The sequence below is a fragment of the Micromonospora parastrephiae genome, assembly GCF_016802865.1.
Lineage (GTDB): Bacteria > Actinomycetota > Actinomycetes > Mycobacteriales > Micromonosporaceae > Micromonospora > Micromonospora parastrephiae.
The window spans coordinates 1-19841 of sequence record NZ_JAEVHM010000105.1 but is presented as its reverse complement, the minus strand read 5'-3'; the positions used below and the strand labels follow the sequence as shown (position 1 = coordinate 19841).

The 19841-nt window shown below is 72.7% G+C and carries 15 protein-coding genes and 1 pseudogene; 12 read left to right on the top strand and 4 right to left on the bottom strand.

Annotated elements, in window-relative coordinates; translation table 11 throughout:
* Positions 1-5: 5 nt before the first annotated feature.
* Complete coding sequence (locus JNW91_RS19965; protein WP_203177051.1) at positions 6-980, bottom strand: hypothetical protein; 975 nt, start codon at positions 978-980, stop codon at positions 6-8.
* Positions 981-991: 11 nt separating this feature from the next.
* Positions 992-1588 (bottom strand): hypothetical protein, encoded by a 597-nt coding sequence (locus tag JNW91_RS19960; RefSeq protein ID WP_203177050.1) that lies wholly within the window; start codon positions 1586-1588, stop codon positions 992-994.
* 233 nt (positions 1589-1821) lie between these two features.
* Here JNW91_RS19960 and JNW91_RS19955 point away from each other — a divergent pair, with 233 nt between their 5' ends.
* The 8 genes and pseudogenes from JNW91_RS19955 (at position 1822) to JNW91_RS19920 (ending at position 12196) form a co-directional block, all read left to right on the top strand.
* Positions 1822-3312 (top strand): catalase, encoded by a 1491-nt coding sequence (locus tag JNW91_RS19955; RefSeq protein ID WP_203177049.1) that lies wholly within the window; start codon positions 1822-1824, stop codon positions 3310-3312.
* 283 nt (positions 3313-3595) lie between these two features.
* A pseudogene (locus JNW91_RS19950) lies at positions 3596-6042 on the top strand (sensor histidine kinase).
* Entirely contained in the window at positions 6042-6464 is a 423-nt protein-coding gene (locus tag JNW91_RS19945; protein WP_203177048.1) for a roadblock/LC7 domain-containing protein, read from the top strand. The pseudogene JNW91_RS19950 and the gene JNW91_RS19945 overlap by 1 nt, the downstream one beginning before the upstream one ends.
* Entirely contained in the window at positions 6451-6843 is a 393-nt protein-coding gene (locus tag JNW91_RS19940) for a DUF742 domain-containing protein (protein WP_203177047.1), read from the top strand. The genes JNW91_RS19945 and JNW91_RS19940 overlap by 14 nt, the downstream gene beginning before the upstream one ends.
* Positions 6824-7426, top strand: coding sequence for a GTP-binding protein (locus JNW91_RS19935; protein ID WP_203177046.1), 603 nt, complete (start codon positions 6824-6826; stop codon positions 7424-7426). The genes JNW91_RS19940 and JNW91_RS19935 overlap by 20 nt, the downstream gene beginning before the upstream one ends.
* A gap of 140 nt (positions 7427-7566) precedes the next feature.
* Positions 7567-8604, top strand: coding sequence for a lactonase family protein (locus JNW91_RS19930; protein WP_203177045.1), 1038 nt, complete (start codon positions 7567-7569; stop codon positions 8602-8604).
* Between the two features lie 138 nt (positions 8605-8742).
* Positions 8743-10500, top strand: a complete 1758-nt coding sequence (locus JNW91_RS19925; RefSeq protein WP_203177044.1) for a substrate-binding domain-containing protein — start codon at positions 8743-8745, stop codon at positions 10498-10500.
* Positions 10501-10714: 214 nt separating this feature from the next.
* Positions 10715-12196, top strand: coding sequence for a sugar transferase (locus JNW91_RS19920; protein ID WP_203177043.1), 1482 nt, complete (start codon positions 10715-10717; stop codon positions 12194-12196).
* A 10-nt stretch (positions 12197-12206) separates the two neighbouring features.
* On the opposite strand, the gene JNW91_RS19915 is transcribed toward JNW91_RS19920, so the two are convergent.
* Positions 12207-13337: a PP2C family protein-serine/threonine phosphatase gene (locus JNW91_RS19915; protein ID WP_203177042.1), complete on the bottom strand. Its 1131-nt coding sequence runs from the start codon at positions 13335-13337 to the stop codon at positions 12207-12209.
* Between the two features lie 58 nt (positions 13338-13395).
* Here JNW91_RS19915 and JNW91_RS19910 point away from each other — a divergent pair, with 58 nt between their 5' ends.
* Positions 13396-14079, top strand: coding sequence for a MarR family winged helix-turn-helix transcriptional regulator (locus tag JNW91_RS19910; protein WP_238425337.1), 684 nt, complete (start codon positions 13396-13398; stop codon positions 14077-14079).
* Between the two features lie 160 nt (positions 14080-14239).
* Here JNW91_RS19910 and JNW91_RS19905 read toward each other — a convergent pair whose 3' ends face one another.
* Positions 14240-15478, bottom strand: a complete 1239-nt coding sequence (locus tag JNW91_RS19905; protein ID WP_203177041.1) for an ROK family transcriptional regulator — start codon at positions 15476-15478, stop codon at positions 14240-14242.
* Positions 15479-15556: 78 nt separating this feature from the next.
* Between JNW91_RS19905 and xylA the strand changes: the two genes are divergently transcribed.
* The 3 genes from xylA to JNW91_RS19890 all read left to right on the top strand — a co-directional run bounded on the left by xylA (position 15557) and on the right by JNW91_RS19890 (position 19717).
* Positions 15557-16744: a xylose isomerase gene (xylA, locus tag JNW91_RS19900; protein ID WP_203177040.1), complete on the top strand. Its 1188-nt coding sequence runs from the start codon at positions 15557-15559 to the stop codon at positions 16742-16744.
* A gap of 10 nt (positions 16745-16754) precedes the next feature.
* Positions 16755-18179, top strand: coding sequence for a xylulokinase (gene xylB / locus JNW91_RS19895; RefSeq protein ID WP_203177039.1), 1425 nt, complete (start codon positions 16755-16757; stop codon positions 18177-18179).
* Positions 18180-18262: 83 nt separating this feature from the next.
* Positions 18263-19717 (top strand): MFS transporter, encoded by a 1455-nt coding sequence (locus JNW91_RS19890; RefSeq protein WP_238425335.1) that lies wholly within the window; start codon positions 18263-18265, stop codon positions 19715-19717.
* The last annotated feature ends 124 nt before the right edge of the window (positions 19718-19841 follow it).

Below are 19841 nucleotides of genomic sequence, written 5' to 3'. Positions count from 1 at the left end.
GGAACTCAGCGACCCAGTACGCGATCGAGGAAGTCGCGGTAGTTGCGGACCGCCATCCGCAACTGCTCGGTGTCCGCCGAGCCGGCGTCCTGCCAGCCGCCCAGCGTGTTCTTCTGCGCGGCCAGCGCCGAGGCGAGCGCCTGGATGGCCTCCTCCACCAGCGCCTGCGCCTCGCCGGCCGCCGCGTGCGGATCGTCGACGAAACGCAGCTGCACGTCGCGCCAGCGGTCCCGGAAGCCCTGCGCGGAGTCCGCGTCGAGGAGCGTGGCCGGCCCGGCCGCGACCGTCGACCCGGCGGGCCGCGACGTCCCGGCAGACTCCAGCGAGGTGCCGGCGTCGTCGGTGGTGACCTGCTCGGCGTCCGGGTCGACCATCTCCGGTGCCGCGCTGCCGTAGCCGGCCGCGCCCGCCGTGGCCGCCTCCCGGTCGCCGGCCAGGTCGCCGCGCCGCTCGGTCGCGCCGGCCGTGCTCCCCGGCGTTACGACGGTTCGCGCGGTCGTGTCCGCGTTGCGGCGGTGCAGCTCGGCGGTCGGGTCGGCCCGCAGGCCCTCACGCTCGCCGTCCTCGGCGCCGTCGCCCGGCTCGGCGGTGCGCTCGGCCCGAGGGTCCGGCTGGTCCTGCGGACGAGGGCTGGCCAGCGCGGACGCGGCCACCGCGTCGGCCACCGTGGTGGCGCCGAACGCTGTCGGCAGGGGCCCCGGCTCGTGGAACCCGCCCTCGTCGGTGGACCGGTCGTCCCGCCGGTGGCGCGGGTCGGTGTCATCGGTTAGATCGTCGTCGGCGCGGTCGTACCCGGCGTCCCGTTCGGTGCCGGTCGGCTTCTGGCCGACGGCCGGGTCGTCGAAGCTGCCCCGCTCGTCCAGGGCGTCCTCGGACAGATCCGCGCGGCCGGCACGGTCACCGGCCGGTGGCACCGGAACCGGCGCGGACCGCACGGCATCCGGATGGTCGTTGCTCACCTGCTGCTCTTCCTGGCGCATCGGTGGCCTCCTCAGCGGCTCGTGGCGTCGTGCGGGGTGTCCGGGTGGCGCTGTTCGGGCGTACGGCGACCGACCGGTTCCTCACCGAGCAGGTCGGTGAAGAGGGCCCGGTAGTGCACCACCGCCTGGCGCAGCTCCTCGGTGCTCGCCTCACCCCGGGAGTTGCGCAGGTGGATCTCGTGCGCGTCCCGGTAGTTGGTCAGGGTGCGGGCGTGTTCGACGGAGAGGTGGGCGATCTGGTCGGAGAAGTCCCCGGTCGGGTAGCCCTGCTCCTCGATGAGGCGCGTGACCAGTTCATCCGCGTCGCCCACGGTCTCGCCCGGCGAGTCGATGAAGCGGACCTGGAGTTCCTCCCAGGCGGCGGCGTAGCGGGCCCGGGACTCCGGAGTGAGCGGGGTGAGCGTGAGCTCGGCGTGCCGGCGTTCCCGGTCGCGCAGCTCGCGCTCCGCGGCGGACCGGCTGTCCTGCTCGGCCACCACCCGGTCGTACTCCGGCCCGAAACGGTTGCGCAGCGCGCGGCGCCGGCCCAGCGACCGAACGGCCACGGCCAGCGCCGCGACGATCACCAGCACGACGAGCACGATGACGATTACCTGCGTGGGCGACATGGGCTCCTCCTTCGTCACCTGGTATTCCCTCGGCGTACTGATCGCCAATCCCGATCCGGGGCACTTTCCTCGTCGGGCCGCGTTCTCCGTCCGGAAACGTTCCCGGCGTCCCGCTTCTCCTCTCTCCGATGACGAGGGGCACAGCCTCCCGGGGGGCGAAAACTTGACTCATTCCAGAAAGCGCGCTTGGGTGGAGCGATGCGCCGCGCGCACCACCCATCCGGAGGAGAGCGATGAGCGACCCACAGGCCAGCAAGCCGGCCCTCACCACCCGTCAGGGTCATCCCGTGCACAACAACCAGCAGCAGCGGACGGTCGGCTCACGCGGCCCCGCCACCCTGGAGAACTACCACTTCCTCGAAAAGATCAGCCACTTCGACCGGGAGCGCATCCCGGAGCGGGTGGTGCACGCGCGCGGCTTCGTCGCGCACGGTGACTTCGAGGCGTACGGGACCATCGGCGACGAGCCGGCCTCGACCTACACCCGCGCCAAGCTGTTCCAGATCAAGGGCACGAAGACCCCGGTGAGCATCCGGTTCTCCACCGTCATCGGCGGTCGGGACTCCTCCGAGGCGACCCGCGACCCGCGCGGCTTCGCCGTGAAGTTCCGCACCGAGGACGGCAACTGGGACCTGGTCGGCAACAACCTGCCGGTCTTCTTCATCCGCGACGCGATCAAGTTCCCCGACGTCATCCACGCGCTGAAGCCGGACCCGGTCACCTTCCGTCAGGAACCCAACCGGATCTTCGACTTCATGTCCAACACCCCCGAGTCGATGCACATGCTGACCTGGCTGTTCAGCCCGCGCGGCATCCCGGCCAACTACCGGACCCAGGACGGCTTCGGGGTGAACACCTACCGCATGGTCGACGCCGCCGGTGAGGGTGTGCTGGTCAAGTACCACTGGAAGTCGCAGCAGGGCATCGAGTCGCTGACCGAGGAGCAGGCCGCCGCCATCCAGGCGAGCGAGCTGGGCCACGCCTCCAAGGACCTGTACGAGGCCATCGAGCGCGGCGAGTACCCCCAGTGGGAGCTCAACGTCCAGATCATGAGCGACGACGAGCACCCCGAGCTGGACTTCGACCCCCTCGACGACACCAAGACCTGGCCGGAGGACGTCTTCCCGCTGCGCCCGGTCGGCATGATGACGCTCAACCGCAACGTCACCAACTTCCACAACGAGAACGAGCAGATCGCCTTCGGCACCGGTGTGCTGGTCGACGGGCTGGACTTCTCCGACGACAAGATGCTGGTCGGACGCACGTTCTCCTACTCCGACACGCAGCGCTACCGGGTCGGCCCGAACTACCTCCAGCTGCCGATCAACGCCCCCCGGTCGGACGTCCAGGTCAACACCAACCAGGACGGCGGCCAGATGTCGTACGGGGTGGACAACCGGGGTGGCAACCCGCACATCAACTTCGAGCCATCCTCGGTGGCCGGTCTCCAGCAGGCCGACGAGTCGTACCGGGAGTACCGCCCGTTCGTCTCGGGTCAGGTCATGCGGGCGCCCATCGAACGGCAGAACAACTACGCCCAGGCGGGGGAGCGGTTCCGCGCCATGCCCGAGTGGGAACGCGACGACCTGGTGAAGAACCTGACCAACCTGCTGGGCCAGTGCGACAAGCACATCCAGGAGAAGATGGTCTGGCACTTCAGCCAGTGCGACGAGAGCTACGGCCGGCGGGTCGCCGAGGGGCTCGGCATCGCCGACAACACCTGATCCGTACCGAGTACCGCCACGAGCGCCCCGCCGGCCCGCCGGCGGGGCGCTCAACCATTGTCGACAGAGCGCGTCGACGCGGTGCATCTCGGAGCGTCGATGTCGACGCGGCATCTCAGAGCGTCGATGTCGACGCGACGGGCGGTAGTGCAACGGGCCGCGATTACGTATCCTGCCCAAGGCGCCCGCGCCGGTGCTCGGCGTTCCCGCCGGGCACAGCCGGCCGGTGCGCTGCCCGGCGGTGCCGGCGCCCCTCCTGCCACCCCTGTACGGGCGAGGTCTGATGAGAACCCGCGACTGGCCGATCCGCTCGAAGCTGACCGCATTGGTGGTCGCGCCGGTGACCGCGCTGCTGGCCCTGTGGATCTTCGCGACGACGTTGACCTTCGGCCCCGCCCTGAACCTGCTCTCCTCCCGCACCCTGCTGTACGACCTGGGCCGGCCCGGCGAGGCAGTGGTCAGCGAGCTGCAACGCGAACGCCGGCTCTCGGTGGTGCAGCTCGCCGGCGCCACCGAGCTGCCGGCCCTGGCCGAGCAGCGTCAGCGTACGGATCGGGCGATCGCCGAACTGCGTCGCCGGGTCGACGGGGAGGCGTTGCGTGACGCCGCCGACGACCTGCTGGAGGATCGGGTCGACCGGCTGGTCACCGCTCTGTCGGCGCTGCCGACCGGTCGGCACTTCATCGACGACCGCATGATGGACCGTCCGGGCGCGATCGGTCTGTACAGCGGCATGGTCTCCGCGGCCTTCCAGGCGTTCGCCGCGACGGCGAACCTGAACGATCCCGCCATCAACCGGCAGGCGCTGGCGCTCACCGCGCTGGGCCGCTCCCGGGAACTGCTCGGCCAGACCGACGCCATGCTGGCCGGCGTGTTGACCGCGGGCCGGTTCGCCCAGGGGGAGCACGCCCAGCTCGTGCAGGCCATCGGCAACCAGCGGTGGCTCACCGAGAGCGCGGTGGCCGACCTGCCCGAGGCCGGACGCGTCGCGTACCAGCGGTTGACCGAGAGCGCGGCGTTCACCAGCCTGCGTGCCATGCAGGAAGCGTTGATCGCGGCCAACAGGTCCGGCCGGCCACCGGTGGACGCGGCGTCGTGGCAGGCCAGCCACGACGCCGTGCAGCAGCAGCTGCGCGACTTCGAGCTGACCGAGGCCGACCGTCTCACCGACCGCTCGGTGCCGATGGCGGTCTGGATCCTGGTCCGGCTGGCCGCCGCCGGGCTGCTCGGTCTCGCCGCCGTGGTGATCTCGGTGCTGGTGGCGTTGCGGGTCGGCCGCACGCTGGTCCGACGGCTCAGCGGGGTCCGCACCGCCGCGCTGGAGCTGGCCGAACACCGGCTGCCGGACGTCGTGGCGCGGTTGCGTCGCGGCGAGCAGGTCGACGTCGCCCGGGAGGCGCCCCCACTGGAGTACGGCCACGACGAGATCGGCGAGGTCGGGCGGGCCTTCACCGAGGTGCAGCGAACGGCCGTCCAGGCGGCGGTGGACGAGGTCACCCTGCGCCGCGGGCTCAACGAGGTCTTCCTCAACATCGCCCGCCGCAGCCAAGGTCTCGTGCACCGGCAGTTGCACCTGCTGGATCGGATGGAGCGGCGCGCCGAGGACCCGGACGAGCTGGCCGAGCTGTTCCAGGTGGACCACCTGGCCACCCGACTCCGCCGGCACGCCGAGGACCTGGTGATCCTCGCCGGTTCCGCGCCCGGCCGCGGCTGGCGCAACCCGGTCGCGATGGTCGACCTGATCCGGGGCGCGACCTCGGAGGTCGAGGCGTACGGCCGGGTGGACATCACCACCGTGCAGCCGGCCGGCGTGCTGGGCCGGGCCGTCGGCGACGTCATCCACCTGCTCGCCGAGCTGATCGAGAACGCGACCGCGTTCTCTCCGCCGGACACCCAGGTCACCGTCGCGGGAGAGCAGGTGTCCAACGGGTACGCCCTGGAGATCACCGACCAGGGTCTGGGGATGTCCGCCGCGGCGCTGGAGAACGCCAACACCCGGCTGGCCAGCTCGCCCGAGTTCGACCCGACGCAGAGCGCCCGACTCGGCCTGTTCGTGGCGGCCCGACTGGCGGCCCGGCACGGGGTCCGGGTGAGTCTGCGTCCGTCCGGGGACGGCGGGGTGACCGCCGTGGTGCTGCTCCCCGCCGACCTGGTCACCACCGAGCCGCCGGCCGGTCCCGACCCGTCCACGCTGGGCGCCGCACCGACCGGCCCGGACCGGCGGCTGGCCCGAACCGCACGTCGCGGCAGTGTTCCCCGCCCCCGGACCGGCCGTACCCGGCCGCTCACCGCCGACGTTCCGCCCGGCGGCCCCCCACCCGTCGGGGCGCCGGCTCCCGCCGCGAACGGACCGCGCGACGGGGAGACGTCCTCGCCGGACGGGACGGGTGACGAGCTGGACGGCCTGCCCCGCCGAGTTCGTCGGCAGACGCCCGCGACCGACCGCGCTCGACCGTCACCGACACCCCGTCGCCCCGCTCGCCCGAGGAGGTACGCCAGGTCATGGCCGCCCTCCAGGCCGGCACAGCCCGAGGTCGCGCCACCGTCGTCACCCCGGCGGCAGCGCCGAGACCGGTCCCTGCGCCGACGCCGGCGGGTGCGGACACGCGGACCGGCCCGGCGGGTGCCGCTGCCCCGACAGGCCCAGCCACCCACGCGGGGCCGGCGAATCCCGCAGCCCCGGCTGCTCCGGCCCCCGAACCACCGACCGCGACTGAGAGGGACGCCTAGTGCCGCATTCGACGAAGCAGAGCGCCAGCCTCGACTGGCTGCTCGACGAGTTGGTGGAGCGGGTCCCGGCCGCCCGGGAAGCAGTGGTGCTCTCGGCGGACGGGCTGCTGCTCGGCTCCTCCGCCGAGCTGGAACGCTCGGACGCCGAGCACCTCTGCGCCCTCGCCGCCGGGTTCTCCAGCCTCGCCCGGGGCGCCAGCCGCCACGTCGACGGCGGCCCGGTCCGGCAGACCGTGGTGGAGATGGAGTCGGCGTACCTCTTCGTCACCGCCGCCGGGCAGGGCACCTGCCTGGCCGTGGTGAGCGACGCGGACGCGGACATCGGCCTCGTCGCGTACGAGATGGCGATGCTCGTCATCCGGGTGGGAGAGAACCTCACCGCGCCGGCCCGACCGTCGGCGGGCGTCGGTGACGTGGGCTGAACCGCCCGGGCCCCAGCCCGAGTGGCTGGACGGCGACGCCGGGCCGGTAGCGCGTCCGTACATCCTCACCGGCGGGCGGGTGCGTTCCGCCGCCGACGGGTTCGACCTGGTCGCGTTCGTGTTGGCCGGATCGGACCTCGACCCGACGGCCCATCCCCGGCTGCTCCCGGAGCATCGACGGCTGGTCGCACTGGCCCGCCGGCCGGTGTCGGTGGCCGAGTTGGCGGCCGACCTGGATCTCGCGGTGGGGGTCGTCCGGGTGCTGCTCGGCGATCTGCTCGCGCAGGGTCTGATCGCGGTGCACGAGCCGCCGGCCGCCGGCAACCTTCCCGACGACGACATTCTCAAGGCGGTGGTCAGTGGACTCCGTGCACTTTGACCATGCGGGCTCCGGCGTCACCATCCCGCTGGCACTGAAGATCCTCATTGCCGGCGGCTTCGGGGCCGGCAAGACGACGCTGGTGAGCGCGCTGAGCGAGGTCCGCCCCCTGCAGACCGAGGAGGTGCTGACCGACGCGGGGATCGGCACCGACGACACCTCCGGTGTGGAGGGGAAGTCGACCACCACGGTGGCGATGGACTTCGGCCGGATCACCATCAACGACGATCTGCAGGTCTACCTGTTCGGCACCCCGGGCCAGGACCGGTTCTGGTTCCTCTGGGACGAGCTGGCCTTCGGAGCGCTCGGCGCGGTGGTGCTCGCCGACACCCGGCGGCTGGCCGACTGCTTCCCGTCCATCGACTACTTCGAGCAGCGTGGCATCCCGTTCGTGGTGGGTGTGAACTGCTTCGACGACGCCCGCAGGTTCAACCTGGAGACCGTACGCCGGGCGCTCGACCTGGACCCGGACGTGCCGATGGTGCTCTGCGACGCCCGGGACCGGCAGTCCGGCAAACTGGTGTTGATCTCCCTGGTGGAGCACGTGGCCCGTCAGCGTGGGGAGCCGGTGCCGGCCGCCTGAGTCACCGGCGCGTCCACTCGGATCGGCGTCGGCGAGACCTCGACGGCGACGATCCGGGTACCGGAAAGCCGGTTAACGCGCGGGATCCGCGGGCAGCCTCTGGTTGGATCGACGAAGAAGGCCGGCGTAAGGGGTGGGACGTGAGTGCTCAGGGCGAGGTCGTCCACATCGGGGGTTACACCGCGCACAGCGGCGGGCGGGGCAGCGGCATCGTCGCGGCCCGCCGCGACCCGGCCACCGGGGCCCTGACCCTGCTCGGCACGGTGGCGGTCACCCCGTCCCCCTCCTTCCTGGCGCGGCACCCCACCCAGCCCGTCCTCTACGCGGTCAACGAGCTGAAGGACGGCGAGGTCAGCGCCTGGCGGGTCGGCTCGGACGGCGCGCTGGACCCGCTCGGCAGCCGGTCGACCGGCGGCGCCGAGCCCTGCCACCTGGCGGTGCTTCCCGACGGTGGTCACCTGGCGGCGGCCAACTACGGCGGCGGCAGCGTCGCGGTCTTCCCACTCGACGCGCAGGGCGTCCCGGGCGAGCGCACCGACCTGGTGGTGCACGAGGGGCACGGTCCGGACCCGGAGCGTCAGGAGCAGGCGCACACCCACATGGTCTCGCCGGGGCCGGGCCGAGGGCCGCTGCTCGCGGTGGACCTCGGCACGGACTCGGTCTACCGGTACGACCTGGACGCCGCGACCGGGCGGCTGATGCCCCGCGGGCCTCGGGTTCGCACGGCGCCCGGCGCGGGGCCCCGGCATCTGGCCCGCCACCCGGACGGCCGCCGGTGCTACCTCGTCGGTGAGCTGGACGCCTCGGTCACCGCGTACGAGCTGACCGACGACGGCGCGCTGCACCAGCGCGGTCGGGTGGAGGCGAGCGAGCGGTCGGGTCACGTCCAGCCGTCGGAGGTCGCCGTCGGTCCGGACGGCCGTTTCCTCTACGTCGCCAACCGGGGGGTCGGCACCCTCGCCGTCTTCGACCTCGCGGGAGAGTTGCCCGAGCTGGTCGCGGAGGTGGACACCGACGGCGAGTGGCCCCGGCACTTCGCACTGATCGGGGAGCACCTCTACGTGGCCGACGAGCGGGCGGACATGGTGCGCATCTTCCGGCGGGACGCCGACACGGGTGTCCCGGAGCCGGTTGGCGAGCCGGTGCCGGTGCCGAGCCCTACGTGCGTCCTGCCGTGAAGCGTTATGCCGGTTTGGCAACACCCTGGGGCCGTGCCATCACGCTGAGTCGCTAATCAGCGATCAACTGTCTCTCCTGCGTAACTTTAGTCCGAACGGTTGTGGCACGGACGGCACCTTGTACGCAAGATGGTCACCGTGTCAGCAGGCCGCCATCGCATGCGTTCGAAACTCCATCTAGCAGCCGCCGCCGCGACGGCGACGGTGCTCGTCGTCACCACAGGCGTCTGGTTCGGTTATCGGGAGCTGATCCAGCCCAGCTGTTCGGGCGAGATCCGGCTCGCCGTGGCCGTCGCCTCCGAGCTCGCGCCGGCGGTGGACGCCGCCGCGTCCCAGTGGGTCAAGGACGGCGCCGCGGTGGGGCCCACCTGCATCCGGGTGGACGTCTCCGCGTCCGACCCGGTCGACGTGGCCGCCGTGGTGGCGGCGAAGCACGGCGCCGTACTCGCCGGCGTGGGGCAGGCCAGCGGCACCGCCGTCAGCCCGGATGTCTGGGTGCCCGACTCCTCGACCTGGCTGCTGCGGCTGAAGAAGGACGCGAGCGCGTTCGCGCCGACCAACGGCGCGTCCATCGCGCGCAGCCCGATCGTCGTGGCGATGCCCGAGCCGATCGCCACCCGGCTGGGCTGGCCCAACAAGAAGTTCAACTGGACCGACCTGCTCAAGCAGGTCAACAACACGGGCGCCCCGCTGCGTACCGGCATCGTCGAGCCGACCCGGGACGCGGCCGGCCTGTCCGGCCTGCTCTCGCTGACCGCGGCGGCCAGCGCCGCCGGCGGCGACGCCCAGCGCAACACCGTCGGCGCGCTGCGAGCGCTGGCCACCGGGCGTTCCTCGCTCCGCAACGACCTGCTGGCCCGCTTCCCGACCGCGAACGACGCGACGTCGATCGCCAGTGGCCTCGGCGCGGCGGCGCTCTCCGAAGAAGACGTGATCGCCTACAACAGCAAGAAGCCGCCGGTGCCGCTCGCCGCGCTCTACATGGAGCCGGCACCGATGCCGCTGGACTACCCGTACGCGGTGCTGCCCGGCATCGAGCCGACCAAGGCGTCGGCGGCCCGGGTGCTGTTCGAGTTGCTCACCAGCCCCAGCTTCCGTAACCGGCTGGCGGCGCAGTCGCTGCGCGCGCCGGACGGCAACTGGGGCGAGGGCTTCAAGGCGCCGCAGGGCGCACCCAGCCCGTCCGGCGGCGCGCCGACCGCGCCGGCGAACGGCGGCACCGCCGCGGGCGGTCTGGACCCGGCCGCCATACAGCGGGTCGTCTCCAGTTGGTCGATCGCCACCCAGTCCGGTCGGATGCTGGCCGTCATCGACGTCTCCGGCTCGATGAAGGACCAGGTGCCCAGCGCCAACAACCGCAGCCGGGAGGAGGTCACCGTGGACGCGGCCCGCCGCGGTCTCGGCCTCTTCGACGACTCCTGGTCGATCGGCCTGTGGACCTTCTCCACCAAACTGGTCGGCAGCCGTGACTACAAACAGCTGGTCGGCATCGGTCCACTCTCCGGTCAGCGGGCCCAGCTGGAGGCGGCGCTCGCCACCATCAAGCCGTCCAGCGGCGACACCGGCCTCTACGACACCACGCTCGCCGCGTACCAGGCGGTGCAGGAGGACTGGCAGCCCGGCCGGGTCAACTCCATCGTGCTCTTCACCGACGGTAAGAACGAGGACGACAACGGCCTCACGCAGCAGCAGCTGCTCGCCAAGCTCAAGGAGCTCGCCGACCCGGAGCGGCCGGTCCAGGTCATCATGATCGGTATCGGTGAGGGCGTCAGCAAGGTCGAGTTGGAGTCGATCACCAAGGTCACCGGTGGCGACGTCTTCGTCACCAAGGACCCGAGCGAGATCGGCAGCATCTTCCTCAGCGCCATCGCCCGGCGCCCTCCGGCGCCGCGCTGACCCGACGCACAGCGACAGAAGGGCCCGTCGTACCGCCGATCCGGTACGACGGGCCCTTTTCGGTCCCCGGCACCGAAGAAAAGTGACGGCAATACGTCCGAAGCAATCGGCCGTCATAGTTGTCGGGGCAGGATGTCGACATGTTCCGGCATTGTCGGTCCGCCTCCGGTCCGACCCGTCGGCCGGGGCCATCCTGACCAGAGTGGGAGGGCCGGTGAGTGCGGCGACACTGTTGACCCCGGCAAGCACGTCGGCGCCGGAGGCCCGCCCGGGTGGGCTGGTGGCGCGCGCCGACGAACGCTCGTACGTTCGGGTCCTCGTGGTGCTGGACACCACCATTCTGATCATCGCGTTGCTCGTCGGGTACGTCGCCCGGTTCGGTGACGAGCAGCCGAGCGGCTCGAAGATCCCGTACGTGCTGGTGGCCCCGGGGCTGGTGCTGGCCTGGCTGATCTCGCTGAAGGCGTTGGGCTGCTACGACGACCGGGTGATCGGCTACGGCGCGGACGAGTACCGCCGGGTCAGTTCCGCCAGCCTGCGGCTGGCCGGCGCGATCGCCATCGCCGGGTACATCGCCGACGTCGGCGTCTCCCGAGGCTTCCTCGGCATTTCCTTCGCGGTGGGCACCGTCGGGCTGGAGGTGGCCCGTTTCGCCGCCCGCAAGCGTCTGCACCGGGCCCGCTCCCGTGGTGCCGGCTGGTCCCGCAAGGTGCTGGTGGTCGGCGACACCGCGCACGTGTTGGAGCTGGTGCACACGCTGCGCCGGGAGCCGTACGCGGGCTACCAGGTGGTCGGGGCGTGCATCCCCGACGCGCTGCTCGCGCCGGTGGCGCAGCGCCTCGGTGACGTGCCGGTGGTGGGATCGTTCCGGGGCATCCCGGAGGCCGCCACCGCGATCGGCGCCGACACTGTCGCGGTCACCGCTTCCGGTGAGCTGACCGCCGCCCGGCTGCGTCGGCTCGGCTGGCAGCTGGAGGGCACCGGCGTCGACCTGGTCGTGGCGCCCGCGCTGACCGACGTGGCCGGCCCGCGGATCCACACCCGGCCGGTCGCCGGGCTGCCGCTGATCCACGTCGAGGCGCCCGAGTTCCGGGGCGCGCGCAAGCTGGTGAAGGGCTTCGTCGACCGGTCCGTGTCGTCGCTGGCGCTCGCGCTGCTGCTGCCGCTGATCGTGTTCATCGCGTTGGCCATCAAGGTCGACAGTCGAGGTCCGGTGCTGTTCCGCCAGGTCCGGGTCGGCCGGGGTGGTCAGGAGTTCGGGGTGTTCAAGTTCCGCACCATGGTGGTGGACGCCGACACGCTGCTCGCCGAGCTGACCACCCGCAACGAGACCGACGGCCTGATGTTCAAGATGCGCGACGACCCCCGGGTCACCCGGGTGGGACGACTGTTGCGCAAGTGGTCACTGGACGAGCTGCCGCAGCTGGCCAACGTGCTGCTGGGGCAGATGAGCCTGGTCGGTCCGCGCCCGCCGTTGCCCTCGGAGGTGGCCCGCTACGACGGCGACGTGGCCCGGCGGCTGCTGGTCAAGCCGGGCATGACCGGTCTGTGGCAGGTCAGCGGACGGTCCGACCTGAGCTGGGAGGACGGCATCCGGCTCGATCTCTACTACGTGGAGAACTGGTCCCTCGCCGCCGACCTCACCATCCTGTGGAAGACCTTCGGCGCGGTGGTGAACAGCCGCGGCGCGTACTGAGCGTCGTCGGTCAGGTCTGCGGGCCGGTCCAGTCCAGGCAGACCACCACCGCGTCGTCGACCAGGTCGCCGGCCACGAACGCACGCAGGTCGCCGATCAGCGACCGGACGGCGTCCAGCGGCTCCATCGGGCCGGTCCGTCGCAGGAACCGGTCCAGTGCCGTCTCGCCGTAGCGGATGTGCTGCCCGGTGGCCTCCACGACCCCGTCGCTGACCACGAAGACCCGATCGCCGCGCTCCAGCGGGAACCTCTGCTCGTGGTAGTCCGTCGCCTCGAACATGCCGAGCGGGAACTGAGCCTCCAGCGGCTGCTCGGTGACCTCGCCGTCGCGCAGCAGGACCAGCCGGGGGGAGCCCGCGTCGACCACGGTCATCACCCCGGATCGCAGGTCCAGCTCCATCAGCAGCGCGGAGAGGTGCTGCTCACCCCGGTACAGGTCGTAGAGCGCCTGGTCGGCGAGGGCGGCCTGGTCGGCCAGGGTCAGCCCGGCCCGGCGGGCGTTGCGCAGCGCGTGGGTGGCCAGCGAGGTGAGCAGCGACGCCGCGACACCCTCGCCGGTGCCGTTGACGGTCGACAACCAGAGCCGCCGCCCGTCGTCGGACCAGTCGAAGCTGTCGCCGCGCACCGCGTACGCCGGCTCGAGCTGGCCGGCCAGGCTGAACGACGGTCGGATCCGGCTGCGGCCGGGCAGAAGGTCCCACTGCATCTCCGCGGCCAGGGTGAGTCGCTGGCTACGCCGTGCCGCGCGGTAGACGTCGGTGCCGGCGGAGACGGCGGCCAGTTCGTGGGCCAGTGCGGTGGCGATCTCGTCCAGCTCGCTGAGGACGGTCGGGTCGTCCGGCACCGGCGCGAGTCGCAGCACCCCTCGTCGCTCACCGCGCATGGTGACCGGGAACCAGCCCGTGCCGTCGACGAGCAGCGGCGACTGGTGGTCGAAGGAACGCCACGCGGGGTGCCCGGCGCCGCTGATGGGGTCACCCTCGGTGAGGGGCAGCAGCTGCGACAGTCGGTAGTCGACCTGGTACAGCTCGGCGTCGGTGATGCCGTACGACCGGGAGAGGACATCCGCCACACCGTCCACGAGCCGGTCGGCTGGTGTCTCGTTCAGGGCACGTCGTGCCCGGTTGACCGGTTCGCTCATCACTACTCCCTCGCTCAAAGCTCGACCACCAGTGGGTTCGGAGTAGTCTCGGGCCACCATGGCCGAACTGAACGGTCCGCCGGACCCCGAGACGAGTATGGCTGCCGCGTTGGACGCGGCGGCGGCCTCCCTGCTGAGCGTGTGGGAAACCGCCCGGGAGGAAACCGCCAACCGGGTGTCCGGTGCCCAGTTACGGGCTGTCATGGTGGTGGAGCAGGTCGACGGGATCAACCTGCGTCGGCTCGCCACCCGGCTCGACATGCTGCTCAGCTCCGCCAGCCGACTCTGCGACCGGTTGGTCGCCGCCGGGATGCTGGAGCGGGAGCCGGGTCGCTTCGACCGGCGGGAGATCGCCCTCCACCTCACCCGGGACGCCCGCCGGCTCCTCGCCGAGCTGCGGACCGACCGTCAGGCGCGGCTCGCCGCCGTGTTGGCCGGGATGAGCCCGGCGGGCCGCGACGCGCTGCTGCGCGGGATGCGGGAATTCGACGGGACCGCTCGCCGGCAGCAGGCGCAGGACGTGCATCCGCCGGGCGGACCGGACGACCCGGACCGACCGACCGGCCGCCCGGACCGCCCGGACGACCCGGACCGGCCCACGGGCCGTACGGCAGAGTGGTCGCGCGATGCGGACCGGCAGACCGGCGGAATGTGGACGGGCGCGTCCGGTGGCCCGGAGCGGACCGTCGACACACACCGGGAGTGGCCCACCGGCGAGCCACCGGTGGCGCGGACCGCCTGATCCGACGGTCGGGCCGCAACGATGCCAGCCTCGCCGGTCACGCCGGCCCGCGTCTGACGACCTGTGCGCATGCTGCTCCCGGGCTCCTCGCCTGCGGATCGTTGCCCGACGGCAAGCGTGCCGAGGCACTGCGACAGACGCCCGGCGTGGCCGGGCCCGGTCAGCCCGTCCGGGTCAGCCATCCAGCGGGCTGGGCGACGATGCGGCGGACCACCGAACCGGCGGCCCCCACCGCCGCGGCCTCCGCGCCGAGCGTCGACGGCCGCACCGTCACCGGTGACCAGGCGGCGGTGAGCACCCGGCCGGCGATCTCGGCGAGCACCGGCGGGCACAGCCAGGGCGCCAGCGGGGCGTACCCGCCGCCGAGCACCACGGTGTCCAGGTCCAGCAGGTTGACCACGCCGGCCACCGCGACCCCGAGCGCCGTCCCGGCGTCGTGCAGCGCCCGCAGCGCGTCGGCGTCGCCGGCGTCGGCCAGTTGGGCCAGCCGGGCGGTCGCGGTGTCCGCGGGAAGCTCCGCCCGGGCCAGCCCGGCGGCGGCCACGATCGCCTCCTGACCGGCGTACTGCTCCAGGCAGCCACGTCCGCCGCAGCGGCACGGGCGGCCCTGGGGGTGGACCGGCAGGTGCCCGATCTCGCCACTCCAGCCACGGACGCCGCGGAACAGCGCGCCGTCCAGCACGATCCCGGCGCCGATCCCGACCTCACCGGAGATGTGCAGGAAGCTGGCCGGGCCGGGCGGCCGGGAGTGCAGTTCGCCGAGGGCGGCGAGGTTCGCCTCGTTGTCCACGACCAGCGCCGGTACGCCGGGCACCTGCTCGGTCAGCGCCGGGTGCTCGGCGAGCAGTGCGGGCACGGCGACGTCGTGCCAGCCGAGGTTCGGTGCGAGCCGGACCAGCCCGGTGTCGTCCACCAGGCCGGGCACCGCGAGTGCCGCGCCGGCCAGGGTGAGGCCCTGCCGGGCGGCGTCGGCGCGGGCCTGCGCGGCCAGCTCGACAAGTCGGGCCAGAGCGTCGGCGGGCGCGACCGGGCGCAGGTCGGCCCGGTACACGGTGCGGTGCCGGACCTGGCCGGCGAAATCCACCACGCAGACCGTCAGGTAGTCGACGTTTACCTCCAGGCCGAGCCCGGCCGGGCCCTGGTCGGCCAGCACCAGACCGCGGGCCGGTCGGCCGGCACCGGCCCGCGGGGCCGGGTCGGCCTCGTCGACGAGTCGACCGGCGAGCAGATCCTCGACCACCGCGGAGACGGTGGCCCGGGTCAGGCCGGTCGCCGTGGCCAGGTCGGCCCGGGACGGGGGGCGGTCGGCGGCGGCGATCCGGCCGAGCACCAGGGCGAGGTTGAGCTCGCGCAGGCTGCCCTGACGGACCGCGCCGGCCGGGGCGTGGGTGGGGCTCACCCCTTGACAGTGCCATAGGGCGAGCAAATAATTCAATCGTTGAACAAATAGCGGACACCACCACCCCGGAGGTTGCTCATGGCACCCCGTCCCACCCCCGCCGACAAGTTCTCCTTCGGGCTCTGGACCGTGGGCTGGCAGGCCCGCGACCCGTTCGGTGACGCGACCCGGCCCGAGCTCGACGCCGTCGAGGCGGTGCACCGGCTCGCCGAGCTGGGCGCGTACGGCATCACCTTCCACGACGACGACCTGATCCCGTTCGGGGCCGACGCCGCCACCCGCGACCACCACATCGCCCGGTTCCGCAAGGCCCTGGACGAGACCGGCCTGGTGGTGCCGATGGTCACCACCAACCTCTTCACCCACCCGATCTTCAAGGACGGCGGCTTCACCAGCAACGACCGCGACGTCCGCCGCTACGCGCTGCGCAAGGTGCTGCGCAACGTCGACCTGGCCGCCGAGCTGGGCGCCAGCACGTTCGTCATGTGGGGTGGCCGGGAGGGCTCCGAGTACGACGTCGCCAAGGACGTCCGCGCCGCGCTGGACCGCTACCGCGAGGCGGTCGACCTGCTCACCCAGTACGTCATCGACCGCGGCTACAACCTGCGCTTCGCGCTGGAGCCCAAGCCCAACGAGCCGCGCGGCGACATCCTGCTGCCCACCGTCGGGCACGCGCTCGCCTTCATCTCCCAGCTGGCCCACCCGGAGATGGTCGGCCTCAACCCGGAGGTCGGGCACGAGCAGATGGCCGGGCTCAACTACGCCCACGGCATCGCGCAGGCGCTCTGGCAGGGCAAGCTGTTCCACCTGGACCTCAACGGCCAGCGGGGCATCAAGTACGACCAGGACCTGGTCTTCGGTCACGGTGACCTGATGAACGCGTTCGCCCTGGTGGACCTCCTGGAGAACGGCGGCCCGAACGGCGGCCCGACCTACGACGGCCCCCGGCACTTCGACTACAAGCCCTCCCGGACCGAGGACATGGACGGGGTGTGGGCGTCGGCGGCCGCCAACATGAGCACGTACCTGCTGCTCAAGGAGCGGGCGGCGGCGTTCCGCGCCGACCCGGAGGTCGTCGAGGCGTTGGCCGCGAGCAAGGTCGGCGAGCTGAGCACGCCGACGCTCGACGCCGGCGAGGGCTACGACGAGTTCCTCGCCGACCGGTCGGCGTTCGAGGACGTCGACGTCGACGCGGTGGCCGCCCGGGGCTTCGCCTTCGTCCGGCTCAACCAGCTCGCCGTCGAGCACCTGCTCGGCGCTCGCTGAGGGGCCCGCCATGCCGCTGGTCGCGGGCGTTGACTCGTCCACACAGTCCTGCAAGGTGGTCGTCCGAGACGCGGAAACCGGCACCCTGCTCCGGCAGGGCCGGGCACCGCACCCGGACGGCACCGAGGTCGACCCGGAAGCCTGGTGGCAGGCGCTGCGCGGCGCCACCGACCAGGCCGGTGGGTTGGCCGACGTGGCGGCGGTCTCGGTCGCCGGCCAGCAGCACGGCATGGTCTGCCTCGACGAGGACGGCCGGGTGGTCCGTCCGGCCCTGCTGTGGAACGACACCCGATCCGCCGACGCCGCCGCCGACCTGGTCCAGGAGGCCGGCGGCGTCGCGGCGGGGGGTCGGTTCTGGGCCGAGGCCACCGGTAGCGTGCCGGTGGCCAGCTTCACCATCACCAAGCTGCGCTGGTTGGCCCGGCACGAGCCGGAGCTGGCCGCCCGGGTGGCCGCCGTGTGCCTGCCGCACGACTGGCTGACCTGGCGGCTGGCCGGCGCGCCGGGGTTGGCGGCGCTGCGCACCGATCGGGGCGACGCCAGCGGCACCGGCTACTGGTCGCCGGCCACCGGTGACTATCGACTCGACCTGCTGGAGCGGGCCTTCGGGCGGCGGCTGACGGTGCCCGAGGTGCTCGGTCCGGCCGAGTCTGCCGGCACCCTGGCCGCCGAGCTGGGTGGGTCGGGTGCCTTGCTCGGCGCCGGCACCGGGGACAACGCCGCCGCCGCGCTCGGCGTCGGCGCCGGCCCCGGTGACGTGGTCGTCTCGATCGGCACCTCCGGCACGGTGTTCAGCGTCGCCGACGTGCCGGCCGCCGACGACAGTGGTGCGGTGGCCGGCTTCGCCGACGCGTCCGGCCGCTTCCTGCCGCTGGTCTGCACGCTCAACGCCGCCCGGGTGCTGGACGCCGCCGCCGCGATGCTCGGCGTCGGCCTGGACGAGCTGGCCGAGCTGGCGCTCTCCGCGCCGGCCGGCGCGGACGGGCTGGTCATGGTGCCGTACCTGGAGGGGGAACGGACGCCCAACCGTCCGCTCGCCACCGGCGCGGTGCACGGGTTGACCCTGCGCACGTCGACCCCGGCGCACCTGGCCCGGGCCGCCGTGGAGGGCATGCTCTGCGCGCTCGCCGACGGCCTGGACGCGCTGACCGCGCAGGGTGCCACCGTCCGCCGGGTCATCCTGGTCGGCGGCGGGGCCCGGTCCGCCGCGGTCCGCCGGATCGCACCGCAGGTCTTCGGCTGCCCGGTGGTCGTCCCGCCGGCCGGGGAGTACGTCGCCGACGGCGCCGCCCGGCAGGCCGCCTGGGTCGCCCTGGGCGGTCCGACGCCACCGGTGTGGGAGCTCAAGGGCACCGAGGAGTACGCGGCCGAGCCCGTGCCCGCCGTCCGCGAGCAGTACGCCGCCGCCCGCGGGTTGGTCCTCGACCGCCGCTGACCGTCGGAGTCCACGCGGGTGGGAGCCGGCCGGCACCCACCCGCGTGACGACCCGCACACCGGAGTCTGGTTGGCTGCCCGTCATGAGCGTGACCAGTGGCGGGCTCGGCCGGGGCGGAGCGCGGCCCGACCAGCGCCCGCACGGCTGGGGCGGTGGTCGGGCGCACCGGTTGTACAGCGTCGTGGTGTTCGTGCTGCTCGCCTCGCTGGACAACGTGGCGATCGGGCTGGTCCCGCCGCTGTACAAGCCCATCGCGGGCGCGTTCGACGTGTCCGGGCGGCTGCTCGGGCTGGTCACCGCCGTCAGCTTCCTGGTCAGTGCGGTGGCCGCGGTCGGCTGGGCGTACGTCGGTGACCGGACCAACCGCAAGCCGCTGCTCATGGTGGGCACGCTGCTCTGGGCGGCGGGCACCGGCGGCAGCGCGCTCGCCGGCGACTACCTGACGTTCCTGACCGCCCAACTTGTCGCGGCGGTGGGTCTCGGTGCGGTCGGCTCGGTGGGCTTCTCGGTGGTCACCGATCTGATCTCACCGACCCGGCGGGGGCTGGTGATGAGCTTCTGGGGGCTCTCGCAGGGCGTCGGCACCCTGGCGGGCACCCTGGTCGGCGGGCTGCTGGGGGCGACCGACTGGCGGCGGCCGTTCCTGCTGCTGACCGCTGTCGGCCTGGCCGCCACCCTGGCGTACCTGTTCACCTACGACATCCGGCGGGGCCAGAGCGAGCCGGAGCTGGCCGGCGCGTTGGACGCCGGCGCCGAGTACGACTACCGGATCAGCCGGACCGACCTGCCGAGGATCCTGGCCCGGCGGACCAACCGGTGGTTGATCCTGCAGGGCCTGACCGCGCAGGCCGCCTTCGGCTCGCTGGTCTGGCTGCCGGTGCTGTTCGCCGAGCGGGCCGAGGCGCAGGGCTACTCGGAGTCGACGGCGTTGGTGGTGGGCAGCGTCTTCGCCACGCTGTTCCAGCTCGGCGGGGTGCTCTCCATCGTGGGCGGGCTGATCGGCGACGCGGTGCAGCGGCGTACCCCCCGAGGTCGGGCGTTGGTCGCCGCGGTCGGCATCCTGGCGGCGCTGCCGTTCTACCTGGTGCTGTTCTTCGTACCGTTGAGCATCGACGTGCCGGACGGCGGCAGCACCGGCGCGGTGGTCGGCGCGATCCTGTCCAGCGTGTTCACCGAACCGTCGGTCGGGCTGAGCCTGCTCACCGCGGTGGTGGCGCTCGCGTTGACGTCGGCCAACTCGCCGAACTGGTTCGCGTTGATCGCCGACGTGAACCCGCCGGAGCACCGGGGCACCGTCTACAGCCTGGGCAACCTGGTCAACGGGGTCGGTCGGGCGGCCGGCAACGGACTTGTCGGGGTTGCCTTCCAGGGTCTGCGCGCGGCGTTCCCGCCGCCGTTGAACTTCGCCGTCGGACTGGCCGCGTTCCAGCTCTTCTTCATACCCACCGGCATCATGTACTGGCTCGCCTCGCGGACGTCACCGGCGGACATCGACAACGTGCACGACCTGCTGCACACCCGCGCCGACCGCCTCTGACGACGCTCGGCACCCGTCGTCCGCGCGCTGCCGACCTCGCTGGTCTCCCTGAATCGTCCGCGACATCAGCTCCACAGCGAGCCGGCCCACCCCACCGCCGCCGAGCACGGGCCGGTGGGTGGGC